The sequence below is a fragment of the Hymenobacter sp. GOD-10R genome, assembly GCF_035609205.1.
Taxonomy (GTDB): Bacteria; Bacteroidota; Bacteroidia; order Cytophagales; family Hymenobacteraceae; genus Hymenobacter.
Map to the genome: position 1 here is coordinate 1,088,227 of NZ_CP141184.1, position 23,123 is coordinate 1,111,349.

Annotated in this window: 19 protein-coding genes; 13 read left to right on the forward strand and 6 right to left on the reverse strand. The window is 55.4% G+C overall.

The features are described 5' to 3' along the window. Positions 1-32 precede the first annotated feature (32 nt). Entirely contained in the window at positions 33-377 is a 345-nt protein-coding gene (locus SD425_RS04545) for an HIRAN domain-containing protein (RefSeq protein WP_324675857.1), read from the forward strand. A gap of 21 nt (positions 378-398) precedes the next feature. Here SD425_RS04545 and SD425_RS04550 read toward each other — a convergent pair whose 3' ends face one another. Further along, positions 399-821, reverse strand: coding sequence for a hypothetical protein (locus SD425_RS04550; RefSeq protein WP_324675859.1), 423 nt, complete (start codon positions 819-821; stop codon positions 399-401). Positions 822-1,153: 332 nt separating this feature from the next. On the opposite strand from SD425_RS04550, the gene SD425_RS04555 reads away from it, so the two are divergent. The 10 genes from SD425_RS04555 (at position 1,154) to SD425_RS04600 (ending at position 15,305) form a co-directional block, all read left to right on the forward strand. Beyond that, a complete protein-coding gene (locus tag SD425_RS04555; RefSeq protein ID WP_324675861.1) occupies positions 1,154-1,471 on the forward strand; it encodes a YciI family protein in 318 nt (105 codons plus the stop codon). 137 nt (positions 1,472-1,608) lie between these two features. Beyond that, positions 1,609-2,043, forward strand: coding sequence for a hypothetical protein (locus SD425_RS04560; protein ID WP_324675863.1), 435 nt, complete (start codon positions 1,609-1,611; stop codon positions 2,041-2,043). Between the two features lie 296 nt (positions 2,044-2,339). After that, positions 2,340-2,933: an RNA polymerase sigma-70 factor gene (locus SD425_RS04565; RefSeq protein ID WP_324675865.1), complete on the forward strand. Its 594-nt coding sequence runs from the start codon at positions 2,340-2,342 to the stop codon at positions 2,931-2,933. A 173-nt stretch (positions 2,934-3,106) separates the two neighbouring features. After that, positions 3,107-4,162 carry a FecR family protein gene (locus tag SD425_RS04570; protein WP_324675867.1) on the forward strand — a complete coding sequence of 352 codons (1,056 nt, stop codon included), beginning with the start codon at positions 3,107-3,109 and terminating at the stop codon, positions 4,160-4,162. Between the two features lie 175 nt (positions 4,163-4,337). After that, positions 4,338-7,787, forward strand: coding sequence for a TonB-dependent receptor (locus tag SD425_RS04575; protein ID WP_324675869.1), 3,450 nt, complete (start codon positions 4,338-4,340; stop codon positions 7,785-7,787). Positions 7,788-7,800: 13 nt separating this feature from the next. Continuing rightward, positions 7,801-9,291, forward strand: coding sequence for a RagB/SusD family nutrient uptake outer membrane protein (locus SD425_RS04580; protein ID WP_324675871.1), 1,491 nt, complete (start codon positions 7,801-7,803; stop codon positions 9,289-9,291). 107 nt (positions 9,292-9,398) lie between these two features. After that, the gene (locus SD425_RS04585; protein ID WP_324675873.1) at positions 9,399-11,261 is read left to right on the forward strand and encodes a glycoside hydrolase family 2 protein; all 1,863 of its coding nucleotides are present in this window, start codon (positions 9,399-9,401) and stop codon (positions 11,259-11,261) included. A 37-nt stretch (positions 11,262-11,298) separates the two neighbouring features. Continuing rightward, positions 11,299-12,366 carry an endo-1,4-beta-xylanase gene (locus SD425_RS04590; RefSeq protein ID WP_324675875.1) on the forward strand — a complete coding sequence of 356 codons (1,068 nt, stop codon included), beginning with the start codon at positions 11,299-11,301 and terminating at the stop codon, positions 12,364-12,366. A 72-nt stretch (positions 12,367-12,438) separates the two neighbouring features. Next, positions 12,439-14,685, forward strand: a complete 2,247-nt coding sequence (locus SD425_RS04595; protein WP_324675878.1) for a glycoside hydrolase family 3 N-terminal domain-containing protein — start codon at positions 12,439-12,441, stop codon at positions 14,683-14,685. A gap of 179 nt (positions 14,686-14,864) precedes the next feature. After that, positions 14,865-15,305 carry a DUF2267 domain-containing protein gene (locus tag SD425_RS04600; protein WP_324675880.1) on the forward strand — a complete coding sequence of 147 codons (441 nt, stop codon included), beginning with the start codon at positions 14,865-14,867 and terminating at the stop codon, positions 15,303-15,305. Between the two features lie 53 nt (positions 15,306-15,358). Here SD425_RS04600 and SD425_RS04605 read toward each other — a convergent pair whose 3' ends face one another. After that, positions 15,359-15,820 carry a DUF4268 domain-containing protein gene (locus tag SD425_RS04605; RefSeq protein WP_324675882.1) on the reverse strand — a complete coding sequence of 154 codons (462 nt, stop codon included), beginning with the start codon at positions 15,818-15,820 and terminating at the stop codon, positions 15,359-15,361. A 19-nt stretch (positions 15,821-15,839) separates the two neighbouring features. Continuing rightward, positions 15,840-16,823, reverse strand: a complete 984-nt coding sequence (locus tag SD425_RS04610; RefSeq protein WP_324675884.1) for a hypothetical protein — start codon at positions 16,821-16,823, stop codon at positions 15,840-15,842. A 393-nt stretch (positions 16,824-17,216) separates the two neighbouring features. Between SD425_RS04610 and ruvB the strand changes: the two genes are divergently transcribed. Both ruvB and queG read left to right on the forward strand, forming a co-directional pair. Continuing rightward, entirely contained in the window at positions 17,217-18,263 is a 1,047-nt protein-coding gene (ruvB, locus tag SD425_RS04615; RefSeq protein WP_324675886.1) for a Holliday junction branch migration DNA helicase RuvB, read from the forward strand. 209 nt (positions 18,264-18,472) lie between these two features. After that, entirely contained in the window at positions 18,473-19,408 is a 936-nt protein-coding gene (gene queG, locus SD425_RS04620) for a tRNA epoxyqueuosine(34) reductase QueG (RefSeq protein ID WP_324675888.1), read from the forward strand. A 494-nt stretch (positions 19,409-19,902) separates the two neighbouring features. Here the strand turns inward: queG and SD425_RS04625 are convergent, their stop codons facing one another. The 3 genes from SD425_RS04625 to SD425_RS04635 form a co-directional block, all read right to left on the reverse strand. Next, positions 19,903-20,874: a ferritin-like domain-containing protein gene (locus tag SD425_RS04625; RefSeq protein ID WP_324675890.1), complete on the reverse strand. Its 972-nt coding sequence runs from the start codon at positions 20,872-20,874 to the stop codon at positions 19,903-19,905. A gap of 44 nt (positions 20,875-20,918) precedes the next feature. Then, a complete protein-coding gene (locus SD425_RS04630; protein ID WP_324675892.1) occupies positions 20,919-21,629 on the reverse strand; it encodes a ferritin-like domain-containing protein in 711 nt (236 codons plus the stop codon). Between the two features lie 462 nt (positions 21,630-22,091). Beyond that, positions 22,092-23,111, reverse strand: coding sequence for a ferritin-like domain-containing protein (locus tag SD425_RS04635; protein ID WP_324675894.1), 1,020 nt, complete (start codon positions 23,109-23,111; stop codon positions 22,092-22,094). Positions 23,112-23,123 lie beyond the last annotated feature (12 nt).

The following is a 23,123-nucleotide window of genomic DNA, read 5'->3' on the forward strand; positions in this document are numbered from 1 at the left end:
ATTTCTAACCTAGCTTTTTTAGACACATTGCTATGGCTGCCACGCCTTCCGCCTCTTCTTTAGTTCTACTCGAATGTCTGATAGCGGGCACCTCGCACCGTGAGGGCTTGAAGTCTTACGAGCCAAACCTACAACTGGGTCAAGCCCTCACGTTAGCCCGCGAGGCCGATAGCACCTACGATGACTGGGCCGTGCGCGTGTACACCGCCGACTCTAACGCCATGTGGCTAGGCTACCTGCCCGAAGGTCGCAACGAAACCGTTGCCCGGCTGCTTGATGCTGGGTTTAAGCTAGGTGGGCGCCTCACGCACAAAGCGTGGGAAGACGAGTGGCTCTACCTGGAAATGGAAGTGCTGCTCATGGGTGAGCAGCAGTAAGTAAGTAAGTAAGTACTTGCTCTATTGCTGGCTCGGCGTCTCCTTCCGCAGCAAGTACCGGACAATGCTGCCTTCCTGTAACGTGTTAACCAATACCCAGCCCTGGGTACCTAGCTCGTTAAGCTTTTTCACTTCTGCTTGGTAAATGTAGTTGCGGAGGTAACGCGTGCGGCGTACCAGAGTAGAAGTTGAATCGGCCCGGCCTTGCGCGAGTGTGGCGCTGAGATCTTTCTTGGAAATGCTGGATACGACGAGCTTCGGCAACTCTATGGTTGTAAAGGAGCCATTCGGCTCGATAAGCGTTAAGGAAGGCTTCGGCCCAGATATGGCTTCGTTATCTAGCTCACGTACCAACATAACGTACTGTGAAGTAAAAGCTTTCTGAGCATAGCTAGAAGCACCAATTAACAAGAACAGGCTGGTTGCGGAAAGCAGTTTTAGCATGAAGCAGGAGAGAAGTTGAGATGAAGAGAATAACAGCAGGAGCTTCGACTAATAATACACTATTGGTGGCGCAGGTAGGCGTACGAAGCTAGGCGAAGCGCCAATAGCCACAGCTAGTTTTCCAAGTATTGGATCTACCAAGTTTCATATTGATTTGGGGCGGGCGGATCGAGCGTGCAATCAACAACGAAAAACAGGCAGAATAGTATCTTGCTTACATTGTATAGTAAAAATTATATGTTTTGGGATAGTGGCATGTCCTGTGTTTCTGATAGGCCTAGATCAGCAGCTCTGGTCTTAAGAAAACAGAATCCTATCTAGTATAATCTCTCATGTCACTCTACGCTTATTTACTCCTGCCTGTTGGTGGTACCCTTTCTTGCCCAGAAGCCGCGCAGGCGGAAGCCGATATTTTAGCCGCTCATTTTCGGCATTTGCAACGCCTGCAAGTTGGCCAGTTGCTCAAACTCGCCGGAGTGGGCGGGCAGGCCAATTTTGGCTTAGTACTATTCGAGGCCGAATCATCGGCGATGGCTGAAGCTGTTATGAACGCCGACCCGCTGGTGAGCAGCGGCTGCATGACGGCCCAATGCGTGCCCTTTCAGGTAGTGCTCCAAACCGCCGGCGTGCAACTTCATAACGCAGCCTAGGTAAGCTGGATTTGTGAAGGCTATGAAAGCTGAACAGTATGTTTGTCAGCTACATAGCCCAAAAATCTGTACTGTTTCAAACTGGCTTGCATAGGCTGATTGCCGTATAAAGTAGCTCCACCAACCACCCATGAGCTATGGCAACCAACGATCAGCAACCGGAACACGAAAATGCAGAATCGCGCCGCCAGGAGCGCCGCGCACAAGCCAACCAAGACTACCACGAGACGCCTGAGTCGCGTATTCAGCCCGACCGCAACGACCCTAGGTCACACCATGAGCGCACCCGCGACGGGGATGGCAACCAGGATTTTAGCACCACCGGCGACGACGGTACTTCCGATGGGGTGGCTACTGTCGTGACGGGCTCTGGCTCCAACAACAACGGACCCGGCGGCGCCGTTGGCGACAAAACTGCTAGCCCCAGTGATACTGGAACTCAAGGCGGTGGCCAGAGCAAGCAGCCGCATCTGAATACACCGAGCGCTCAATCGTCGCACCAGGCGAGTGGGCCGCGCGGCGACCATGGCGAGAGCGGCCACAAAGGGAGCCGCAGCGGCAACCAAGAGTAAGCTATCCTTCTACCGGCGAATAACAGGTAGCTCACATCAGAAAGCTAGGTATAGCGCAACAGCGGCCTAGCGTTACTATACTGCACAAACCGCACTGGCAACGATGCTAGTGCGGTTTGTGCTTTTTTGCAGGGCTCTGTTGCTCAACCTAGCAAACCTAGGCGAGGTAGGTTTTGCCCGTTTGTCGTCGGTAAATACAGTAAATAGCACGTAGCCTTTTGCTGATAGTTTGTAGCTACGCGCTTGTATATTTACTAGAAGCTCCTCTTTTCAATATTCCGCACCGTAGTCGCTCAGTGAATTCTTTACCCCCGCGAACGTATATCTCCTGGACCGACGACGCCTTGCTCCAAGCGCTGGTAGCCGACGACCGAACTGCTTTCGCCGAGCTGTATGAGCGTTATTGGTACCGCGTGTTTGCGGTGGCCTACCGGAAGTTGAAGTCACGGGAAATAGCCGAGGAGCTGGTGCAGGATCTGTTTGCTACCCTCTGGCACAAGCGGGCCGAGCACGCTATTCAGCAGCTAGAGTACTACCTGCTGGCCGCCATCAACCGCCGGGTTATTGGATACTTACGCGCCCATCAGGTGCGCGCCGCTTACGCCGACTACTGCCGCCGTAACCAAAGTGAGGCGAGTCAGGAAACGGAACACGTTCTGGCCGCTTCTGATCTGTCGGAAGCATTTGCCAAAGCCTTGCTGCAATTGCCTGAGCAGTCGCGCGAGATTTTTCGCCTGAGCCGGTTGGAGCACGTGCCAGTCGCAGAAATTGCGCTGAAGCTGAATCTGTCGTCTAAAGCAGTGGAATATCACCTTACCAAATCTCTGAAGCTACTGCGCGTTTACCTGCGCGACTTCACACTGGTAGCGGCGTTGTTCCTGTTTGTTTGATAAAACTTGTGCGTTGATCAATTATTTTATTAGATATTCAACTGATTGATCGTAAAGTGTTTGGGTGACTGAAAGCTAGGTTTAGAAAAGAAAGTCTGAAAAAAGTTTACCAGGAGTTTAGGGGTTGCTAGCGGTTGCGCGTCTTCCTCTATAGAAGCCTTTCTGTCTCCTGTATGATGACCCAAGCTGAATTTGAAGCCTTGCTCCAGCGCTACCTCGACGGCAATAGCCAACCGGGTGAGCGGCAGCTGGTGGAAAAGTGGAGCCAGCAGCTTGGGCAGGAAGAAAACCTGGTGCTCGACCGCAGCCTGCACGAAGAAGTGCGGACCGCCATGTGGCAACGCATCATGCAACTCACCGCCGACGAAGAGTTGGTGGCACCTGTTCAGGAAATGCCGGTCGTGTCGCGGCCACTTTCTTTCTGGCAGGGGCAGGCGAGCCGGTGGGCGGCCGCCGCCATCTTGGTACTTAGCCTCGGGCTGGGTTGGTGGCTGCTCCAGCGCAGCCAACGTGCGGCCGACCTAGCTTCTGCGAAATGGGTGCGGCAGGTGAATAACCTTGAACGTGAACAAGAACTCACGCTTCACGACGGCAGCCGCGTGACGTTGTACCCTGGTAGCCGCTTGCAATACAAGGAGGGCTTGGCTGGTGCTCGTCGCGAAGTATATCTCACAGGGCAAGCCTTCTTTAAGGTGACCAAAAACCCGTCCCGCCCATTTCTAGTGTACACCGACAAGGTTCTGACGACGGTGCTAGGCACGAGTTTTCTGGTAACGGCTTATGCCAATCAAGAAGCCAGGGTAGCCGTGCGCGAAGGACGCGTAGCCGTGCAGCCCCGCAAGGGCGCTCAGCTGGATGCCACGCCCGCGCAACCTAGCTTCAAAGGGGTCGTACTTCTGCCCAATCAGCAGGCAGTATACCTAGCTAGGAATGAGCGACTTGACAAAGAGCTTGTCGCAAAACCGACACCGCTGACGCCGCAGCCACTCGACTTCAAGAAGCGCCCCGTGGCGGAGGTGCTGGCCGCCTTGGAAAGGGTATACGGGGTGAACATCGTGTACGACCCCATCAAACTCCGCGACTGCACCATTACCATTGCTTTCGAGAATGAGCCCTTGTTTGAACAGCTTGATATTCTTTGCAAAGCCTTGAATGCGAGCTATAAACGAGCGGATGACGCGCAAATAATCTTTGAGAGTACGGGCTGCAAACAGCCAGCTAAATCCTAGTTCAATTATCCACCGGTAGCTAGCTTTTACTAGCGCCGCCTCCCGCCCAACGGCAAGCTAGCCGCTGCTAGGAAGCCAACCATCTGCCATCCGATAACACGCTTTTGCGAGCGTGCTAGGTTTCTTATTGCTCTTCCCTAACCTGTTCTATTCCCACTGCAAACGATTTCGGCCTATGAACAACCGCGTACCTTTCTCTCGACGCTGGTACCCCATCAGATTAGTTGCGCTGAGTTTAACCCTAGCTACTCCGCTCGCTGCTAGCGTAGCCGCGCCCGGACCGGTGCTTTCGCAGGTGCTACTGGAGCGAAAAGTTTCGTTTAAAGCAGAGGCGCAAACGATTGAGTCGGTACTTAATCAGCTCGAAAAACAGCTCAACGTGCGCTTCGTGTATAGCCCGTCGCTCATCGGCTCCGACCGCCGTGTGACGTTGCAAGTAGCCGAAAAGCCACTCACGCAAGTGTTGGATGAACTGCTTGCTCCGCGCAAAATTCAATATGAAGTGCGCAATAATCGCATCATCCTCAGTCAGCCTGGCAGCAGCAAAACTACCGCCGATGTACCCGTATCGGGGCGGGTGGTGGATGCGAAAGGAGAGGGGCTGCCAGGCGTAACGGTGGTAGTAAAAGGCACCACCATTGGCACCGGCACCGGACCAGACGGCAGCTTCTCCATCAACGCACCGGAAAATAGCGTCTTGGTATTCAGCTTCGTAGGATACACGCGCAAAGAAGTGCCAGTCGCAGGAGCTACTAGTACTATAAGTGTCACGCTCGCCGAAGACACAAAAGCGCTGGACGAAGTAGTGGTAGTCGGCTACGGGGTGCAGGAAAAAAAGCTGCTGACGACCTCTATTGCTACCGTATCAGCCAAGGACGTGGAGCTGCTGCCCGTGGCCTCGCCGGCGGAGGCGCTGGTAGGTCAGGTGGCGGGCGCGCAGATTACGGAGCCTTCTGGCGAGCCCGGCGCGGGCGCGGTGATTCGCATTCGGGGCCTAGGTTCGATTTCGGCAGGCAACAGTCCGCTCTACGTGGTGGACGGCTACCCGCTGGGCAGCGCGGATAACTTCAACCAGATTTCGCCCCTCGATATTCAATCCATTCAGGTGCTGAAGGATGCGGCGGCGTGCGCCATCTACGGTTCGCGCGGCGGCAACGGCATCGTGATTGTGACTACCAAACGCGGCCAAGCCGGCAAAACGCGCTTCAACTTCAACGCCAACACCGGTATTCAGCAAGTGGCTAAGCGCATCGACGTGCTCAACCGCAACCAATACCTAGACTACCTGACGGACGCTTTTACCAACGGCAACCGTGTTATTCCGGCTCCGCTGCAAGTCGACCGCAATACCCTAGCTGATACCGACTGGCAGGACGAAATCTTCCAGACGGGCGTGCAGCAGCGCTATCAACTCTCGGCCTCCGGAGGCTCGGATAAGTCGCGCTTCTACATTGCGGGGTCGTATTTTGACCAAAGCGGAATTGTGAAGGGCACGGGCTTCGAGCGGTTTTCGTTGCGCGCCAACTACGATGCGCAGCTCAGCAAGAAGCTCAAGATCGGTCTGAACCTAGCGCCGTCCTTCACGCGCACCGACGTGCGCCCCGTGTCGGGGAGCTACAACGGCGGCAACATTTCGGGCGGCGGCCCCGGCGGCGAAACGGCCGCCGTGACGACGGCCCTGATTCTGCCACCCGTGGTGCCCGCCCGCTTACCCAATGGCGATTATGGCCTGATCAGCAACGCTTTTCCTGCTAACACTATCACCATCAGCGACCTGCTGAACCCAGTGGCGCCCCTAGACCTATATAAGGACCGGACCAGCTCGGTGCGGGCGCTAGGCACCACCTTTCTGGAATACGAACCCGTGAAAGGGTTGATGCTGCGCACCAATTTCGGGGCGGAGCTGATTGCCAACCGTCGCGGCATTTACGTGCCCGCCACGCTTCCCACCAACAACTCGCGGAGTGCTAACCTCTCGAACCCCGTGCTCAACAACATTGACGCCCGGCAGGTGAACAGCACCAACTACAACTGGGTGTGGGAAAATACGGCTACCTACAACCGTACCTTCGCCAAGGATCATAACGTGACTGTGCTGGCGGGCTACGCTTCGCAGTACAACACGAACGAGGGCAGCACTGTACTCGGCCAGACCGGCACTTACACCAACACGGCGGTAGAGTACGCTACCGCCGCCGGGCAGCTGTTTGGGCAAGCTAGCTATAGCGCTAACTCACTGACTTCCCTGTTCGGCCGCGTCGACTATGCCTTCAAGGAACGCTACATTCTGACGGCTGCGCTGCGTACCGACGGCTCCTCACGCTTTGGACCCGACAATCGCTACGCTACGTTCCCGTCGGTGGCGTTGGCGTGGCGCGTGGGGGAGGAGAACTTTATTAAGCGCCTGCCGAGTGTGAGTGAGCTGAAGCTGCGCGCCAGCTACGGCGTAACCGGCAATAATAACATTGGTGACTACTCGTACCAGAGCTACCAGCAGGCGGCCAACTACGTGTTTGGCGCCAACACGGGCACCCGGGCGTACGGCTTCTCGCCCAACGGCGTGGCCATCCGGGATCTGACGTGGGAAACCAACACCCAGTTCGACACGGGCTTCGACCTAGGTTTGTTCCGCGACCGGGTATACCTGACCGTGGCGGCCTACCAGCGCAATACCACCGACCTGCTGCTGAATCGCAACATTCCGGCGGTGCTGGGCTTCTCGACGCGGGCGTTGGCGAATGTGGGCGAGGTGCGCAACCGCGGCCTAGAGTTTCAGCTGAACACGTCGAACTTCCAAGGCAAGGATTTTACCTGGAGCACGTCGGCTAATATGTCGTTTAACCGCAACCGCGTGATGGCGCTGGCCGGCCAGAACGACCAACTGGTATACGACGCCGTGTTTGGCTACACCAGCTCGATTCGGGTGGTGCCAGGGCAGCCGCTAGGCATGTTCTACGGCTACGAGCAAGTGGGCGTGTACCGTGACCAGAACGATGTGGACAACAGCCCCAAGTTTGCGACCGGCACCACCTTACCCGGCGACATCAAGTATGCCGATAAGAACGGCGACGGCATCATCAACGCCGCGGATATTAGCGTCATTGGTAACCCGTTTCCCAACTTCACCTATGGTTTGCTGAACACCTTCGGGTATAAGCGGTTGTCGCTGGCTATCACGCTGCAAGGCTCGCAGGGTAATGATATTCTGTACGGCGGCGACCGGTACGTGAACAACTTCCCGGGCCAAGCCAACCCGCGCACCAACGTGCTGGATCGGTGGCGCTCCCCCGAGGAGCCCGGTAACGGTATGGAGCCCCGCGCCTCGTCTAACCCGTCGCCTTCCATCCGGGAGTTTAGCTCGCGCTTCGTGTTCGATGCTTCGTTTTTGCGCATTCGTAACGTGACGCTGCGCTACAACCTCCCCACGGGTTTTGTGCAGAAGATCGGGTTGCAGAACGCCGACGTGTATACCAGCATCCAGAATCTGTACACGTTCACCAAGTACTTCGGCTATAACCCCGAGGCCAACAACTACGGCAATACCACCCAGCCGACCTACGGCGTCGATCAGGGCTCGTACCCCATGGCCCGCACGCTGACCCTAGGAGTGAACATTGGTTTTTAACCCGCCGCCTCTCATGATGACTTTCCCCAAACTTTTCACCAAACTAGGTGTCGCTGGGCTGCTGGGCCTAGGTCTGCTGAGCACGACCTCGTGCAACAAGGAGTTTATCGACCTGAATGACCCCACCCGCATTCCGACCACCGAAGGCTACACTGATTCGCTCAGCATCCTGAACGGGGTGACGGCCGCCTACGCTGGCCTGCAGGATGTGTACGGCAAAAGCGGTTCCAACAACGGCCTCTTCGTGTTTGCCGAAGTGCCCTCCGACAACAGTACTTCCGTTATATCGGGTCAGAATATCAATGAGTTCGACTTCTTTACCGTCACTTCCACCAACCTGCGCTTGCAAAGCCAGTGGACAGTAACGTACCGAACGATTGCGCGCTGCAACGTGGTGCTGAATCGGGCTCCTGCCGTGAAGCTCACCGCCGCGATCCGTAACCGCTACTACGCCGAAGTGCGTTTTGTGCGGGCGCTTTCTTACTTCAATGCCGTTCAGATTTGGGGTGATGTGCCGCTGGTGACCAGCGAAATTGCCACCATCCCCAATGCCTATCAGTTTGGGCGCACGGCCGCGGCACAGGTGTACGCCCAAATTGAGGAAGACCTCCGCTTCGCTGCCGACAACCTGCCGGTTACCCAAACCACTGCCAACCTAGGTCGGGCTACGAAGGGCGCGGCGCAGGGGCTGCTTGGCAAGGTGTACCTCACCCAGAAGAAATACCCCGAAGCTGCTGCGGTGCTAAAGCAGGTGATTGACGCCAACACCTACGCCCTGCAAGCGAGCTACGCCAACGTCTTCTCCATCACAAACGAGATGAACAATGAGATTTTGTTTGCGGTGCGCTATAGCAAAGGCGGGCTAGGGGTGGGCAGCCCGTTTGCCAACTACTTCGCCGTGACGCCCGCGCTGGTGGGCAACGTGGGTACTTCGGATCAGTTCAACACCATTCATCCCGACTTGGTGGCTGCTTTCACCGCCAGCGGAACCGCCGACACGCGTGCGGCGGCATCTTACGGTAGCACGCCGCTAGGTGGCCAAACGGTGTATTACACGAAGAAATATGCTGACACGCCTACCTCGTCGCTCGATGCGGAAAACGACTGGATTGTGCTGCGCTACGCTGATGTGCTGCTCCTGTACGCCGAGGCGCTGAACGAACAGGGAACCACGGCGCAGGCGGTGCCATTCGTCAACCGGGTGCGCACGCGGGCCGGCGTGCCCTCACTGGCAACTACACTCTCGCAAGCCGACTTGCGGCTCGCTATAGAAAATGAGCGGCGTTTGGAGTTGAATATGGAAGGCCAGCGGTGGTTCGACTTGGTGCGCACCGGCCGTGCCATTCCCGTGATGAATGCCTTTTTTGCCCGCTACAACATCCGGCCGAACAACGGCACGACCGGCGCAGCCATCCAGATTCAGGCGTATCAGCTGCTGCAACCCGTGCCCATCCAGGAAATCCAGACTAACCCCATTCTGACCCAAAATCCTGGGTACAACTAGGAGGCGCTGTAAACCTAGGTTGAGGGTATGCTAAACTGGCCATTGGTCTAGGCTTCGAATCCGAAATAAGATTAGCATTACGCTGTCTTACTACCACAACACCTTTCATGAAAAACCAACTTGTACGGCGTGCCCTGACGGCCGTGTTGCTAGTCCTTGGCTTGGCCACGAGCCAGTCAGGACAAGCGCAATCCACCTTGATCCAGAACATGCCGGCGCGGCGCATGCTCAGCCTCGATGGCAACTGGAACTACATCATCGACCCCTACGAAAACGGCTTCTACGACTACCGCCGCGAACCATTCGACCAGTCGAAATCGGGTAAAGGCGGCTATTACGACAATCAGAAACCTAGCTCCAAACAGGAGCCGGAGCTAATCGAGTACGACTTCGACCACTCGGCCACGTTGCAAGTACCCGGCGACTGGAACTCGCAGGACCCCAAGCTGCTGTACTACGAAGGCACCATTTGGTACAAAAAGAGCTTCAATCTGACGCCTAAGGCCGGTAAGCGCTACTTTCTATACTTCGGAGCCATCAACTACGAGTCGCACATCTATTTGAATGGCAAGAAGCTAGGTATGCACAAGGGCGGCTTCACGCCAATTCAGTACGACATCACGGACCGGCTCAGCCCTAACGGCGACAACTTCGTGGTGGTGAAGGCTGACAACACCCGTCGCCAAGATGAGGTACCGACCATCAACACCGACTGGTGGAACTACGGCGGCATCACGCGCAACGCTTTCATTGCCGAAACGCCCGAAACCTTCATCACCGATTACAAGGTGCAGCTGGCGAAGGGCAACCTAAACACGCTCACTGGCTACGTGCAGCTCGGTGGGAATAACAAAGCTGGCCAAACGGTGACGCTCGACATTGCCGAAGCCAAAATCCGTCAGCAGCTTAAGACGGATGCCGAGGGAAAAGCTAGCTTCAGCTTCCCCGCGAAGAGGCTCTCCTACTGGTCGCCGCAGAACCCGAAGCTATATGCCGTGAGCCTCGCCAGCGGCTCCGATGTCGTGCAGGATCGCATCGGCTTCCGCACGATTCAGACCCGCGGCGCCGACGTGTTGCTCAATGGCAAACCGACCTTTTTGCGTGGCATTTCTATCCACGACGAAAACCCGCTCATTCCGGGTCGGGCCCGCGGCGAGGGCGACTTGCGCATGCTGCTGACCTGGGCCAAGGAGCTAGGTTGCAACTTCGTGCGCCTGGCCCACTATCCGCACAACGAAACTATGCTGAAGCTCGCCGACGAGCTAGGGCTAATGGTGTGGGCCGAGGTGCCGGTGTACTGGACGATTTCGTGGCAAAACCCCGCTACGTACCAAAACGCCGAGACGCAGCTTTCGGACCTCATTTCGATGGGAAAAAACCGGGCGGGCATTGTGGTGTGGTCGGTAGGCAACGAAACGCCGCTGAGCGAGCCGCGCCTGAAGTTCATGAGTAGCCTAGCCAAAAAGGCTCGTGAGTTGGACGATACCCGCATGATTTCGGCTGCTCTGGAGCTGCACCGCGAAGAAAACAACATCATCGTGGATGACCCTTTGGGCGAGTACCTCGACCTGACCAGCATCAACGAGTACGCCGGTTGGTATTGGGGCGGTAAGCCGAGCGAAATCACGAAGTACACCTTCAATATCAAGTACAACAAGCCAGTCGTGATCAGCGAGTTTGGGGGCGATGCCCTAGCCGGCTACCATGGCGACGCCGAAACGCGCTGGAGCGAAGAATACCAGGAAGCCTTGTACCAGAACCAGCTCAAAATGCTGAGCACCATCGGCAACCTGCGCGGCATGACACCCTGGATCCTGACCGACTTCCGCGCCACCCGCCGCCAGCACCCGGTGTATCAGAACGGCTTCAACCGCAAGGGCTTGATTTCAAGCTCGGGCCAGAAGAAGAAGGCTTTCTATGTGCTGCAAGAATACTACCGCCAGCAAGCGAAGAAGTACGACAACAAGTAGCGCGGACTAGTCCGCGCTACTCAAAACCCCACCGCGCATGAAAACACAACTTTTCTTGAGCATGCTCAGCCTAGGTCTGCTGACGTACTGCATCCCCAATCAGCAAACGGGTGAGGATAACCCCGGCCCGACCACGCCCGCTGTGACAGGCTTGAAGCAGCTCGCGCCGTTTCCGATGGGGGCGGCAGTAAACGTGAGTTTGCTGAAAACCCGGCCCGCCTACGAGCAGACGGTAGCCACCGAGTACAACAGTCTGACAGCCGAAAACGCCATGAAGTTTGCCTCCTTGCATCCTGCCCAGACGACCTACACTTGGAGCGACGCCGACTACATCGTGACGTACGCCCAGCAGCACAATGCCCGGGTGCACGGCCACACGCTGGTGTGGTATAAGTCGTTGCCGAGCTGGGTAACAGGTTTTCAGGGCGATTCGGCGGCGTGGGAAAACTTGATGAAAACCCACATTCAAACCGTCGTGACGCACTTCAAAGGCAAAGTAGCCTCGTGGGATGTGGTGAACGAAGCCTTCGAGGATAACGGCACCCTGCGCAACAGCGTGTGGCGTCAGCACCTAGGTCCCGACTTTATTGCCCGAGCCTTCCAGTACGCGCATGAGGCTGACCCCGCCGCGCTGCTCTTCTATAATGACTACGGCCACGAGTGGGGTCCGACGAAGCGCACCGCTATTCTGAACCTAGTGAATGGCCTCAAAAGCCGCGGCATCCCGATTCACGGCATTGGCTTGCAAATGCACACTAACAGCAACCGCGCCGACTCGAACCTAGCTACGGCCATCAACACCGCCGCCCAAACGGGCCTGAAGGTGCACATCGCCGAGCTTGACATTGCCATGAACCCCGATAAGACCGCCGGTCTCGCGTTTACGCCCGCAATTGCCGCTGCTCAGAAGGCGAAGTACAAAGCCATCGTGCAAGCATTCAAGGCCTTGCCCGCCGCCCAGCGCTTTGGCATCACGACTTGGAATGTGGGCGACGCTGACACCTGGATTCGAGGCTCTTGCAGCTGCTCCGACTGGCCCTTGCCCTTCGATGACAACTACCAGCGCAAGCCCGCCTACGATGGTATCGTGGAGGCGTTGCAGTAAGAATATCAAAGGACGTCGTTCCTCTCATAACTCGGAACGACGTCCTTTTTGCTTTCAACAACTCAATCAGAAATGCCCCTGCCTTCTCCTAAATGCCTACTTCTTTCTTGTCTGCTGCTCTCGGCCAGTAGCTCTGTTTTCGCCCAGCAGCAACCTAGCTCTGCCACCATTGAGCAGAAGGTGACGGCCCTGCTGCAACAGATGACGCTCGAAGAGAAAGTTGGCCAGTTAAACCAATACTCTGGCCGCGAGCTGACCGGTCCGGCGAGCAACCGCAAGAATGACCTGCTCAACAGCATCCGCAGCGGGCAGGTGGGCTCTATGTTGAATGTGAAAGGCGTGAAGGATACCCGCGAGATTCAAGCCGAGGCCCTGAAGTCGCGCTTGAAGATTCCGCTACTGTTCAGCCTCGATGTGATTCACGGTTACAAGACCGTTTTTCCGGTTCCGCTGGCCGAAGCAGCTTCTTGGGATATGGATGCTATTCGGCTGGGGGCGCACGTGGCGGCCAAGGAAGCTGCCGCGGCCGGCATTCACTGGACGTTTGCGCCGATGGTGGACGTGGGCCGCGACCCGCGCTGGGGCCGCGTGATGGAAGGCGCCGGGGAGGACACGTACCTAGGTTCGCAGATTGCCAGGGCGCGGGTACTTGGTTTTCAGGGAGAGAAGCTAGGTGGCACCGACGCCGTGCTGGCCTGCGCCAAACACTTCGCGGCTTACGGCGCTGCCATAGCTGGCCGCGACTATAATGCTGTGGACCTAAGTCAGCAGCAGCTCTGGGAAACGTACCTACCGCCCTTCAAAGCCGCCGTAGATGCCGGTGCGGCCACTTTTATGAACTCGTTCAACACGTTGAACGGCATTCCGGCGACCGGCAACAGCTACTTGCAGCGCGACATCCTGAAGGGCCAATGGAAGTTCTCCGGCTTTGTTGTGTCGGATTGGGGTTCGATCCGGGAAATGGTGCCGTGGGGCTACGCCCAAAACTTGTCAGACGCCGCCCAGAAGGCTCTTGTTGCTGGCAACGACATGGATATGGAAAGCGACGCCTATCATCAAAACCTCGCGCAGCTCGTGAAAGAAGGTAAGGTAGCCGTAGCGCAAGTAGACGACGCAGTACGCCGGATTCTGCGCGTGAAGTTCGAGCTAGGTCTGTTCGATGACCCATACAAGTTTTCGGATGCGAAGCGCGAGCAAAAGGTGCTGAACGATCCACAAAACCGAGTGGCCGCCCGGCAGATGGCCCAAAAGTCGATGGTGCTGCTGAAGAATGAAAAGAGCACGCTACCGCTGAGCAAGCAGCTCCGCAAAATTGCGCTCATCGGCCCGCTGGCTCAATCCAAACGCGACCTAGATGGGGGCTGGACGGTGCAGGCCGACACCACCGAAATCGTCTCGATCTATGAAGGGTTGGCGAAAAGAGCCGGTAAGAACACGCAAGTGGTCTACGCCAAAGGATGCTCCGTATTGGGCGATTCGCGCCAGGGCTTTGCCGCCGCCGTCGAGGCTGCTCGTCAGGCCGACGTAGTGGTGCTGACCGTAGGCGAAACTTGGGACATGACTGGCGAGGCCAAGTCACGCGCCGATATTCAGTTGCCGGGCGTGCAAGCGGAGTTATTTAGAGCCCTGAAAGCAACTGGTAAACCCGTAGTGGTGGTACTGCTAGCTGGTCGGCCGCTGATCTTCAACGACATTGCCGACTCGGCCGATGCTATTCTGTACGCGTGGTGGCCAGGCTCGGAAGGCGGCAATGCCCTTGCTGATGTGCTTTACGGTGAGTACAACCCCGCCGGAAAGCTACCCTCGTCTTTTCCCCGCTCGGTAGGGCAAATTCCGATTCCGTACACGCAATACAACACCGGCCGCCCCGTCACGAAGCCCGACCAGATCAAGTACAAGTCGGCTTACATCGACGAGCTGAACACGCCGCGCTACGCCTTTGGCTACGGCTTGAGCTACACCACCTTCCAATATGCCGACCTAAGAATCAGCCGGCCAACCCTGACCGCAGCCGAGACAATTCAGGTGCAGTGCACCTTAACGAACACAGGCAAAGTAGCGGGCGAGGAAGTCGTGCAGCTCTATCTGCGTGACCCGGTGGCTTCTATCGCGCGGCCTTTAAAGGAGTTGAAGGACTTCCAAAAAGTGCTGCTTAAGCCCGGCGAAAACAAAACCATCACCTTCCGCATCAACAAGGAAAAGCTAGCTTTCTACAACCAGCAGCTGGAGTGGGTAGCCGAGCCCGGCGACTTTAACCTGATGATCGGTAGCGCTTCGAATGATATTCGGCTGGAGGGCAAGTTTGCGCTGGTGCCTTGAGCTGCGTTGCGTGAGCTATAAATCGCAGGCTATTAATGGGAACGCCAAAATCTGATAACAACCTAAACGCTCGGGCTAGGGTAAGTAGAGACCTAGCCTACCGTGCGGGTTCTGCCAGCTTATTGCGCAGAAGACACGCTAGGTGCTTTCATGATTGTTGTCTCCTAATCAGCTTTGTTATGTCCCTCAATTTTGATGATTACCAGCGCGATGCTAATAATTGGTTGAAGACAGTAGCCCGGCACCTCGTAATGGAGCGGGAGCAAGCTGGCCGTATTTTCCGGGCAGTGCTGCACGCCCTGCGCGACCGAATTCCGGCCGAAGAGGCCGTGCACCTAGGTTCGCAGCTGCCCATTATTTGGAAAGGAATCTACTTCGATGGGTTCAAAATTCGGCCCGTACCCATCAACATTCGCACGCGGCAGGAGTGGCTGGATTTTATCCGCACATATAATAACCGCGCGAACGTCATCGACTTTCCCTCCGACGACGAAGCGCAAAAAGCCTTTTCCGCTGTGATGCACGCCTTACGAGAGCTGCTCACCGAGGGCCAGTACAACCAGCTCCACCACATGCTTCACGATTCCATCAAGGAGCTCATCGAGCCGCAAAGCGTATAGCGGTTTTCGCTACCTAGCTCTGGCAAGAGGCCAAGTGCTAGGTAGCGGAACCCTTACCGCAGCTCGTCGAAGGCGTACTGGGCATTGCTCCAGAATTCATCTAGCGCTATCATGCGCGGCTTGAAGAACGATATTAGCTGCGGCCAGTCGTCGCGGCTGAACAGGTTGACGGGCTCCAGCGCTTTGTAGATGCGGGCTAGCGGCTGCCCGTTGGCGTCGATAGTTTCGGGCTCCCACTGCCAAGTTTCGCCGAGGGTCTCGTGCAGAAGGGTTTTTAACGCCAAAAACTGTTCGAAGAACAGCGCCCGAATGCCCGCGTCGGGGTGGGTAAGCTCGATACCGATGGTGGCACGCTTGCCGTCGGCTTGCATTCGAAAATACACGTGCTTAAGGCCAGTTTTGTAGTTGATCCAATTGGTAGGCATGCCTTCGGCCGAGGGCACGGGCGCCATGTATTGGCCGAATGTCGTCCAAAAGGCTTGGCGCAGCTGTGAAACTTCCGCTTTACTGTACATAAGAAGAGGATTGCGGTGACTAGCTCAGCGTTTCGGCTAGGTGCGTTATTTCCTGGCGGGCCGTTTGTACGGCGGGCTCTTGTCCAAATTCTTGCTCTACCCACCGCGTAAAGCCCACAATCAGGGCTACCACAGCTTGCCGACTGCTACCACCGGAAGGCGTAGCATCGGCCTGCGCGTGAGAGAAAGCAGCTTCCATACCGAGGGTGCCCAACACATCAGAAACAAAGGCTAGGGCGCACACGTGCATGGCCTGGTAGAGTAAAACCAGCTCTGGTAAGGTCAGGGCGAGGCGCTCGTTGGCGTGAACGGCTCCTAAGCGCTCCGTCAGCGTTTCGGCGGTGGCGGCGGGCAAGGCAGTGAGGTGCGGCAAGGCTTGAATAAATGGGTGCGTAGACTGCGTATGCTGTAGCTCCTGCACTAGCAGCAGCGCCAAGCGTAACATCTGCAAGCGGCCTTCATCGAAACCTAGGCTCACCACCGCCGGGCGTTGCGGCCGAAGCGTGTCGGCGTTCTGCTCGAATACCGTCCGGAGCTGCTGCGCCCGCCGGTGCAGCGGGGCTAGGGCGGCGGCTCCGCTTGGCCCTACCAAGTGTTGTTCGAGCGCTTGCTGTAGCTGTTGGCTCAGGGCTTGGCAATACTCCACAAGGGCACGCAGCTGAGCATCGTCGATCTGCATTTGGTGTTGCACAAATGCCAACACTGGCGTAGCCAACGGGCTTTCGAGGCAGAGCTGCCCTGTCACCACAAAGTCGTAGAGCCGCAGCGGTCGTTCGGTGAGCACGCGTTGTAAGGCCGGCGTCGAGTCGATGGCGTTGAGTTCGGCTACGGCGGCAGCACCAAGACCCGTAAGTGCCGTGACGTGCTCAGCTACCAAACTAACCGAATGACTAAATAAATGCGTGCACGCCATTCCTAGCAACGACAAGCATGGCGCTAAGCGCGAATAGGCGTCGGCAGGTAGGTTGCGGAGCGAAGCCTCTGGGTTATTAGCGGAAAACATGGCCGCAAAGGTCGGAAATCAAGCCGCAAAGAGCGAGCACAGCCTTAAATGTTATGCACAAAGCGTCAGAACGCCTTGCTGATGGTAGGAAGCATCTCGCGTGCAGGTAGTAGAACGTTATGTAATGAGCTGTCATGCTGAGCTTGTCGAAGCATCTCGCTCGCTTCGTTGCTGACGTCGAAAGTTAGCATTGCGTGCGAGATGCTTCGGCAAGCTCAGCATGACGGTTTAGTGAACATGGTATGTTTCTCCTCTCCCACGAAAGGCAAATACTAAATCAATTAGTAAAAAGCTGATTGAATAAAGCTGGCTAGATATTTTTGCTAAAAAAGCGGAGCTTTTTCCTAAGCAAAAGCGTTACCTTTATCCAACGTCTTATCTGAATATAGACTCATGCGCGAACCTTTTCTGACTGGCGGCGACGACCACATGAATCCCTCCGAAAAGGAGATTGACAAGGCGCTCCGTCCGCTAAGCTTTGATGACTTTGCGGGGCAGGCCAAAATTGTAGATAACTTGAAGGTGTTCGTGGCTGCGGCTAAGCAGCGCGGCGACGCCCTCGACCACGTTCTGTTGCACGGGCCTCCCGGCCTCGGTAAAACCACGCTCTCCCACATCATTGCCAACGAGCTAGGTGCCGGTATCAAGATGACGAGTGGCCCTGTGTTGGACAAGCCTTCTGACCTAGCTGGTCTGCTGACCAACCTCGATCCGCACGATGTGCTGTTCATCGATGAGATTCACCGCCTGAATCCCGTGGTAGAGGAGTATCTGTACTCGGCCATGGAGGATTACCGCATCGACATTATGCTCGATTCGGGTCCGAATGCGCGCTCGGTGCAAATCAACTTAAGCCCTTTCACGCTCATTGGCGCTACCACGCGTTCCGGTTTGCTGACCTCGCCGCTACGGGCACGCTTCGGCATCAATGCCCGCCTAGAGTACTACGACTCGAAGCTGCTCACCGACATCGTGCAGCGTTCGTCCGAAATCCTAGGCACGCCGATTTATGAAGATGCTGCCTTTGAAATTGCGCGTCGCTCACGTGGCACGCCGCGTATTGCGAACAACCTGTTGCGCCGTACCCGAGACTTTGCCCAGATCCGCGGCACCGGTACCATCACGGTCGATATTGCACAGTTTGCCCTGAACGCTCTCGACGTCGACCACCACGGCCTCGACGACATGGACAAGCGCATTCTGACCACTATCATCGACAAGTTCAAAGGTGGTCCGGTAGGCATCAGCACCATTGCCACGGCTTGCGGTGAAGAAGCCGAAACTATCGAGGAAGTGTACGAGCCATTCCTGATTCAAGAGGGCTATCTTAAGCGTACTTCACGCGGCCGCGAAGCCACGGAAGCCGCCTATGAGCACCTAGGTAAGATCATGCCTCAGCATCTGCGCGGCAACACAGCCACTGGCGAGCTGTTTAGCTAAGACTATACGTTTTGGCCGATTGTGTAAGCGGCGGAAAGTAGATGGTTCTACTTTCCGCCGCTTTTATTTTGGGTAGGCTGAAGTTACTCGGTTGCGTACTAAGGACAGGTTAGGCCAGCAATTCTTGCCTAGGTTTTGGAACGCCCTACTGCCACCAGGACGTTCGGACTTTTCAAGCGTACTTTGTGCTTGCTTAGTTACCAAATCAGATGCTGCCGACCGCCCACTACACTGCCTTTATTAAGCGCCGCGCGACGGAGCTAGGCTTTATGTACTGCGGTATCTCGAAGGCAGAGTTTCTGGAAGAGGAAGCGCCTCGCCTCGAAAGCTGGCTGAACCGCAACATGCACGGTAGGATGGCTTATATGGCCAACCACTTCGATAAGCGCCTTGATCCGCGCTTGCTCGTGGATGGTGCGAAGTCGGTTGTTTCACTTTTGCTCAATTACTACCCCGCCGAGGAAGATCAGCAGTCCGACGATACGCTAAAAATCAGCAAGTATGCTTACGGTAAGGACTATCACTTTGTCATCAAAGACAAGCTGAAAACCCTGCTAGCCGATATGCAAGCCGAAATAGGCGATGTTGGCGGGCGCGTGTTCGTCGATTCGGCGCCGGTAATGGATAAGGTGTGGGCCAAGAAAAGTGGCCTAGGCTGGGTCGGCAAGAATTCAAACCTTATCCGGCCCGGTACCGGTAGTTTTTTCTTTATTGCCGAATTGATCTTGGATGTGGAGCTAGAATACGATGGCCCCATCAAAGACTACTGTGGCACTTGCTCCAAGTGCATGGATGCTTGCCCGACTGATGCCATTTCGGAGCCTTACGTGGTGGATGGTAGCAAGTGCATCAGCTACTTTACTATCGAGTTGAAGGACCAAATTCCAATGGAGGTGAATGGCAAGCTGGGGAACTGGGTATTTGGCTGCGACATCTGCCAAGATGTGTGCCCCTGGAACCGGTTTGCCAAAGCTCACCAGGAGCCGCAGTTTAGCCCGCACCCAGAGTTGAAGAACCTAGGTCGGGCCGACTGGGAGGAAATCACGCATGAGTTGTTCTCGGAACTGTTTCGACAGTCGGCAGTGAAGCGCACAGGCTATGCCGGGCTCACCCGCAATATTCGCTTCGTGACAGAAGCAGAGTAGGGCGTCTTGCCAAGCAGCGCGAAGTCTAGAAATAAACTACTAGTGCTTGAAATAAGATTATTGGCTTACACAGAAGATAGACCAATGGATAAATAGCTACGAAAGAAAACGGCCGCAACATCAGTTGCGGCCGTTTTCTTTCGTAGTAAAGTAGGGCTAAGCTAGTTGGGCAAACACCCGATTAAGGATACGCCGGTAGCTTTTGGAAAATTGCTCATAGCACCAGGCTTTAAATTGACGAAGCTCGTCTGGAACCAGCTGGCGCAAAGCTTTGCGTAACTCTTTCTCAAAAAGAATCCTATCAAAGCTCACTTTTACAAGGATAGTCTTCGCATACTCCAACATCTCAAAAACAGTTTTACAGGGTGGGTGGTAGATATAAAGGGGGGTGGAACGACTGTTATACGTAAGTTTATAAGAAAGGTAGACAAAATTCAATAAAAAAACAGGCTGCCTAACAGACAGCCTGCTTGATTGTTACGTGCCTTATTCAATTAGTTGAACAAGCCCAGCGTAGCACCAACCGTTGAACGGAAGTTGCGAGCAATAGTCTTCACCGTTGTAGCGTCCAGCGGCTCATCGAATGCCTCTGTAGCGGCAGCTAGCTGCTGGGCTGTTGTCAATGTAACCCCTGGAATGGTGGGGAAAGTAGTGCCAGTCTGTACATTCACGGCACCTTGCGTCGTATTATCTTCAGCAGGGAAGGTAACACCCGTTGGAGTGCCCGCAGGTGGTGGGTTCACGCCAGCGCCATACACAGGCGTAGTCAGTGGTGGGTTAGAGCCACCACCATCTGTGCCCGAAATCCAGCTCTTAGGCTTGGCTACTAGATTGTTTACATCGGCGGTAGCAGATACGCCGCCGCGACGTAACAACCGGATGTGCGATGAGTGACGCGCCTCTACCGAGTGAATGTTCAATGCAGCAGTCAGGATGTCTTTGTTGCCCATTAGGTTAACAGCGCCTCCTTTATAAGCCCGCACACCGGTATCAACGAATGCTTGGCTAACGGCATAGAAGTTAGCAGCATTAGCAAACGGGTTTACTTTGCCACCAGCGGTGTAATCGAAGGCAGTGGCACCAGGGTCTGGGCCAAACGCCTGTGTACCTAGCACCGCCCGAATAGCAGCAATGTGGCCAACTTCGTCGTCACGGATGATGGTAATAGCGGGCACGTCAGCAGAGGGAATGAGGCCGGGCGTGTCGAGTCCGCGCTGATAATAGTAGCGCTCCAGGTACTCCAGTTGCAACGCTAGGTTCAGTGTCGCAACAATTTCGGGTGCTAAGGTGCTGGTCTGACCGTAGGCTTTGTTGAACATAGTGCTCAGCAAGCCAGGTAATGTAGCGGCCGTTACCGCTTTACCCATGCCCGAGATGTATTTGAACGCGCGCCGACGGGTGTCGAAACGCTCGTAGACTTCAGGGTCTACTTTTTCGATATCAGAAAGAATTTTAAACAGATCCATGTGGAAAGACGAGCTAGAAGTTGAATAGGTAGAATAGTAGCAGGTTATGCCACAAGGCTGTTAGCGCTCAGTTTAGAGCCGGCTGCTAGGAAGTTGTTGGCCGTGGCCAATACCTCAGCAGGCAACTTTGACTTTTCCTGACGACTCGTTAGGCTAAAGTCCACTACATCATCGCCCACAAAGGAGTTGAATGTAATTAGGTCGCGGATCAGGGCAGCGTGACGCGCTTCTACCGACACGATCTTACCTGCTATTACTAGGTAGAGTGGTGCTGTAATGAAGCGGCCTGCGCCGTTATACGCAGCTACACCTAGGTCTTCAAACGCTTTGGCCGAGTTTAGTACACTCGTGCGGTCGTCGAAATTGATAGTGGAGAAATTAGGGGTTAAGCCTTTGATAGCGTCGCCTGCTAGCACACTCTTAAAGAAATCAGCGTGGATTTTCTCGTGTAGTGCTATGTCGGTGAAGATCTGCTTCTCGGCAGTGCTGGCTCCAGCGTAATACTGACCCGTGAGTACTCGAGCATAAAAAGCGGCTTCAAGCTGTTCGAGTGCATACGCGTAGTTGAGCACGCCCTTATCGCCAGCGCCTACATCTACAATATCTGATTCGTTATTGTCGTCGTCGTCGCAGCCTGCTAGCAGCAGTGCGGTCGCCCCAGCGGTCGCGCCGGCATACATGAAAAAGGAGCGGCGCTTGATAGGAACAAAAAGTGGCTTGTTAACTTCCAGTTCGTCCCCAGGTGATTGGGTCATTTTGGACATGGTAAAAGTTTTGAGTGGCTAGAAAAAGTATGAAGGACAAGAGGGCGACAGTAAGCTGATGCTGGTATGCTCGAAGACGAGTCGGATACAGTTCGTAAAGGCTACTTACGGCGGCGTTTAGACAATGTTGGTCGGCCTGAACCTAGAGATAAATTACAACTGTCCAGGTTAAAGACATAAATGCACCTCACTGAGCTACATAAGGGGTAAATCCCGCATACAGGCAAGCCACTATACCTAGGCTCAGTGAGAGTGAAGCTTAAAATCATGTACGTTCGCGTGCATGCTCTATCACCTTACAAGCGAGAAGTAAAGCGTAAAAAGAGGCTTAGCAACGTAGCAAGCCATTGTTGAGCTTCGTGCAGCATAGTCTAATGGAGACTGACCCCAAATAGAAAAGGGCGACCCACTGGGTCGCCCTTTAGCAATCAGGAAATTATAAGAAGGAAATGCTTATCCGAAGAAGGTGTTGCCTGTCACGGTGAAGGTGCTAGCAATCGACAGGACTGTGGGTACTGGCAGCGGCTCATCGAAAGCTTCGCTGAAGGCAGAAGCGGGGAAGTTGAAGCTAGCTAATGTCGTTTGTAGGTTCACACCACCCTGCGTTACGTTGTCTTCAGCAGGAAATGTGATGCTTGCGGGCGTGTACGTGGGAGACGTACCAGCACCGTAGATGCCAGCCGTCTGCGTGGGGGAAGCGCCGCCGCCATCTTTGAAGGAAACCCAGCTCTTTGGTGATGCGCTGCGGTCACTTTCGTTGTTGCCTGCCGTAGGAGCCACGGCAGAGGCCGTGTTGTTGCTAGCTCCAGCCCGGCGCATAGTGCGCAAGCGAGAGGCGTGACGCGCTTCTACCGAGTGAATGTTCAGTGCCGTTTCTAGGATGGTGCGGCCAGCGGTGGTTGTACTCATCAGGTAAGGAGCTCCACCTTTGTAAGCCCGCACACCGGTATCCTCCAGCGACTGAGCTACTGCAAGGAACACAGCAGGAGCTGTGAAAACGCCAACAAACGGGCCGGTGTTTGATCCTTTGCCACCGGTGAAATCGAAAATGTTAGTAGCAGGCACTGGGACGGTGTTGGCGGGCAGAGCTGCTACCAGCGCTTTCACGTGGTTGGCCTCGTCGTTGCGGATCTTGTCCAGCGAAGATAGGTTCGTCGCGCTGAACAGGTTACGGAACGTGGTCTGTGCCGCAGTGGCTGTAGCGCCTGGTGCGCCAAGGCCAGCATTGTAGAAGTAAGACTCCAGATACTCTAACTTCAAAGCGAAGGCTAGCACATCTGTTGCACTAGGGGCGCCGCTAGTCTGGCCGTACGCTTTGTTGAAAATAGCCGTGAAAGCCAACGGTACAGCAGCAGTAGCTAGGTTCTTTCCTAAGCCAGAAATGTGTTTGAACACCCGGCGACGCGAATCAAAACGCTCGTATACCTCAGGGTCTACTTTTTCGAGCTCGGAGAGGATTTGGAAGATATTCATGTCTAATATGAG

What these genes read in the sequence shown, in the direction of transcription:
- SD425_RS04585 (WP_324675873.1), top strand. Translation starts at nt 9,399, where the DNA reads ATGAAAAACCAACTTGTACGGCGTGCCCTGACGGCCGTGTTGCTAGTC.
- SD425_RS04605 (WP_324675882.1), bottom strand. Translation starts at nt 15,820, where the DNA reads ATGTACAGTAAAGCGGAAGTTTCACAGCTGCGCCAAGCCTTTTGGACG.
- SD425_RS04625 (WP_324675890.1), bottom strand. Translation starts at nt 20,874, where the DNA reads ATGGATCTGTTTAAAATTCTTTCTGATATCGAAAAAGTAGACCCTGAA.
- ruvB (WP_324675886.1), top strand. Translation starts at nt 17,217, where the DNA reads ATGCGCGAACCTTTTCTGACTGGCGGCGACGACCACATGAATCCCTCC.
- queG (WP_324675888.1), top strand. Translation starts at nt 18,473, where the DNA reads ATGCTGCCGACCGCCCACTACACTGCCTTTATTAAGCGCCGCGCGACG.
- SD425_RS04560 (WP_324675863.1), top strand. Translation starts at nt 1,609, where the DNA reads ATGGCAACCAACGATCAGCAACCGGAACACGAAAATGCAGAATCGCGC.
- SD425_RS04635 (WP_324675894.1), bottom strand. Translation starts at nt 23,111, where the DNA reads ATGAATATCTTCCAAATCCTCTCCGAGCTCGAAAAAGTAGACCCTGAG.
- SD425_RS04610 (WP_324675884.1), bottom strand. Translation starts at nt 16,823, where the DNA reads ATGTTTTCCGCTAATAACCCAGAGGCTTCGCTCCGCAACCTACCTGCC.
- SD425_RS04600 (WP_324675880.1), top strand. Translation starts at nt 14,865, where the DNA reads ATGTCCCTCAATTTTGATGATTACCAGCGCGATGCTAATAATTGGTTG.
- SD425_RS04580 (WP_324675871.1), top strand. Translation starts at nt 7,801, where the DNA reads ATGATGACTTTCCCCAAACTTTTCACCAAACTAGGTGTCGCTGGGCTG.
- SD425_RS04545 (WP_324675857.1), top strand. Translation starts at nt 33, where the DNA reads ATGGCTGCCACGCCTTCCGCCTCTTCTTTAGTTCTACTCGAATGTCTG.
- SD425_RS04590 (WP_324675875.1), top strand. Translation starts at nt 11,299, where the DNA reads ATGAAAACACAACTTTTCTTGAGCATGCTCAGCCTAGGTCTGCTGACG.
- SD425_RS04630 (WP_324675892.1), bottom strand. Translation starts at nt 21,629, where the DNA reads ATGACCCAATCACCTGGGGACGAACTGGAAGTTAACAAGCCACTTTTT.
- SD425_RS04570 (WP_324675867.1), top strand. Translation starts at nt 3,107, where the DNA reads ATGATGACCCAAGCTGAATTTGAAGCCTTGCTCCAGCGCTACCTCGAC.
- SD425_RS04555 (WP_324675861.1), top strand. Translation starts at nt 1,154, where the DNA reads ATGTCACTCTACGCTTATTTACTCCTGCCTGTTGGTGGTACCCTTTCT.
- SD425_RS04550 (WP_324675859.1), bottom strand. Translation starts at nt 821, where the DNA reads ATGCTAAAACTGCTTTCCGCAACCAGCCTGTTCTTGTTAATTGGTGCT.
- SD425_RS04575 (WP_324675869.1), top strand. Translation starts at nt 4,338, where the DNA reads ATGAACAACCGCGTACCTTTCTCTCGACGCTGGTACCCCATCAGATTA.
- SD425_RS04595 (WP_324675878.1), top strand. Translation starts at nt 12,439, where the DNA reads ATGCCCCTGCCTTCTCCTAAATGCCTACTTCTTTCTTGTCTGCTGCTC.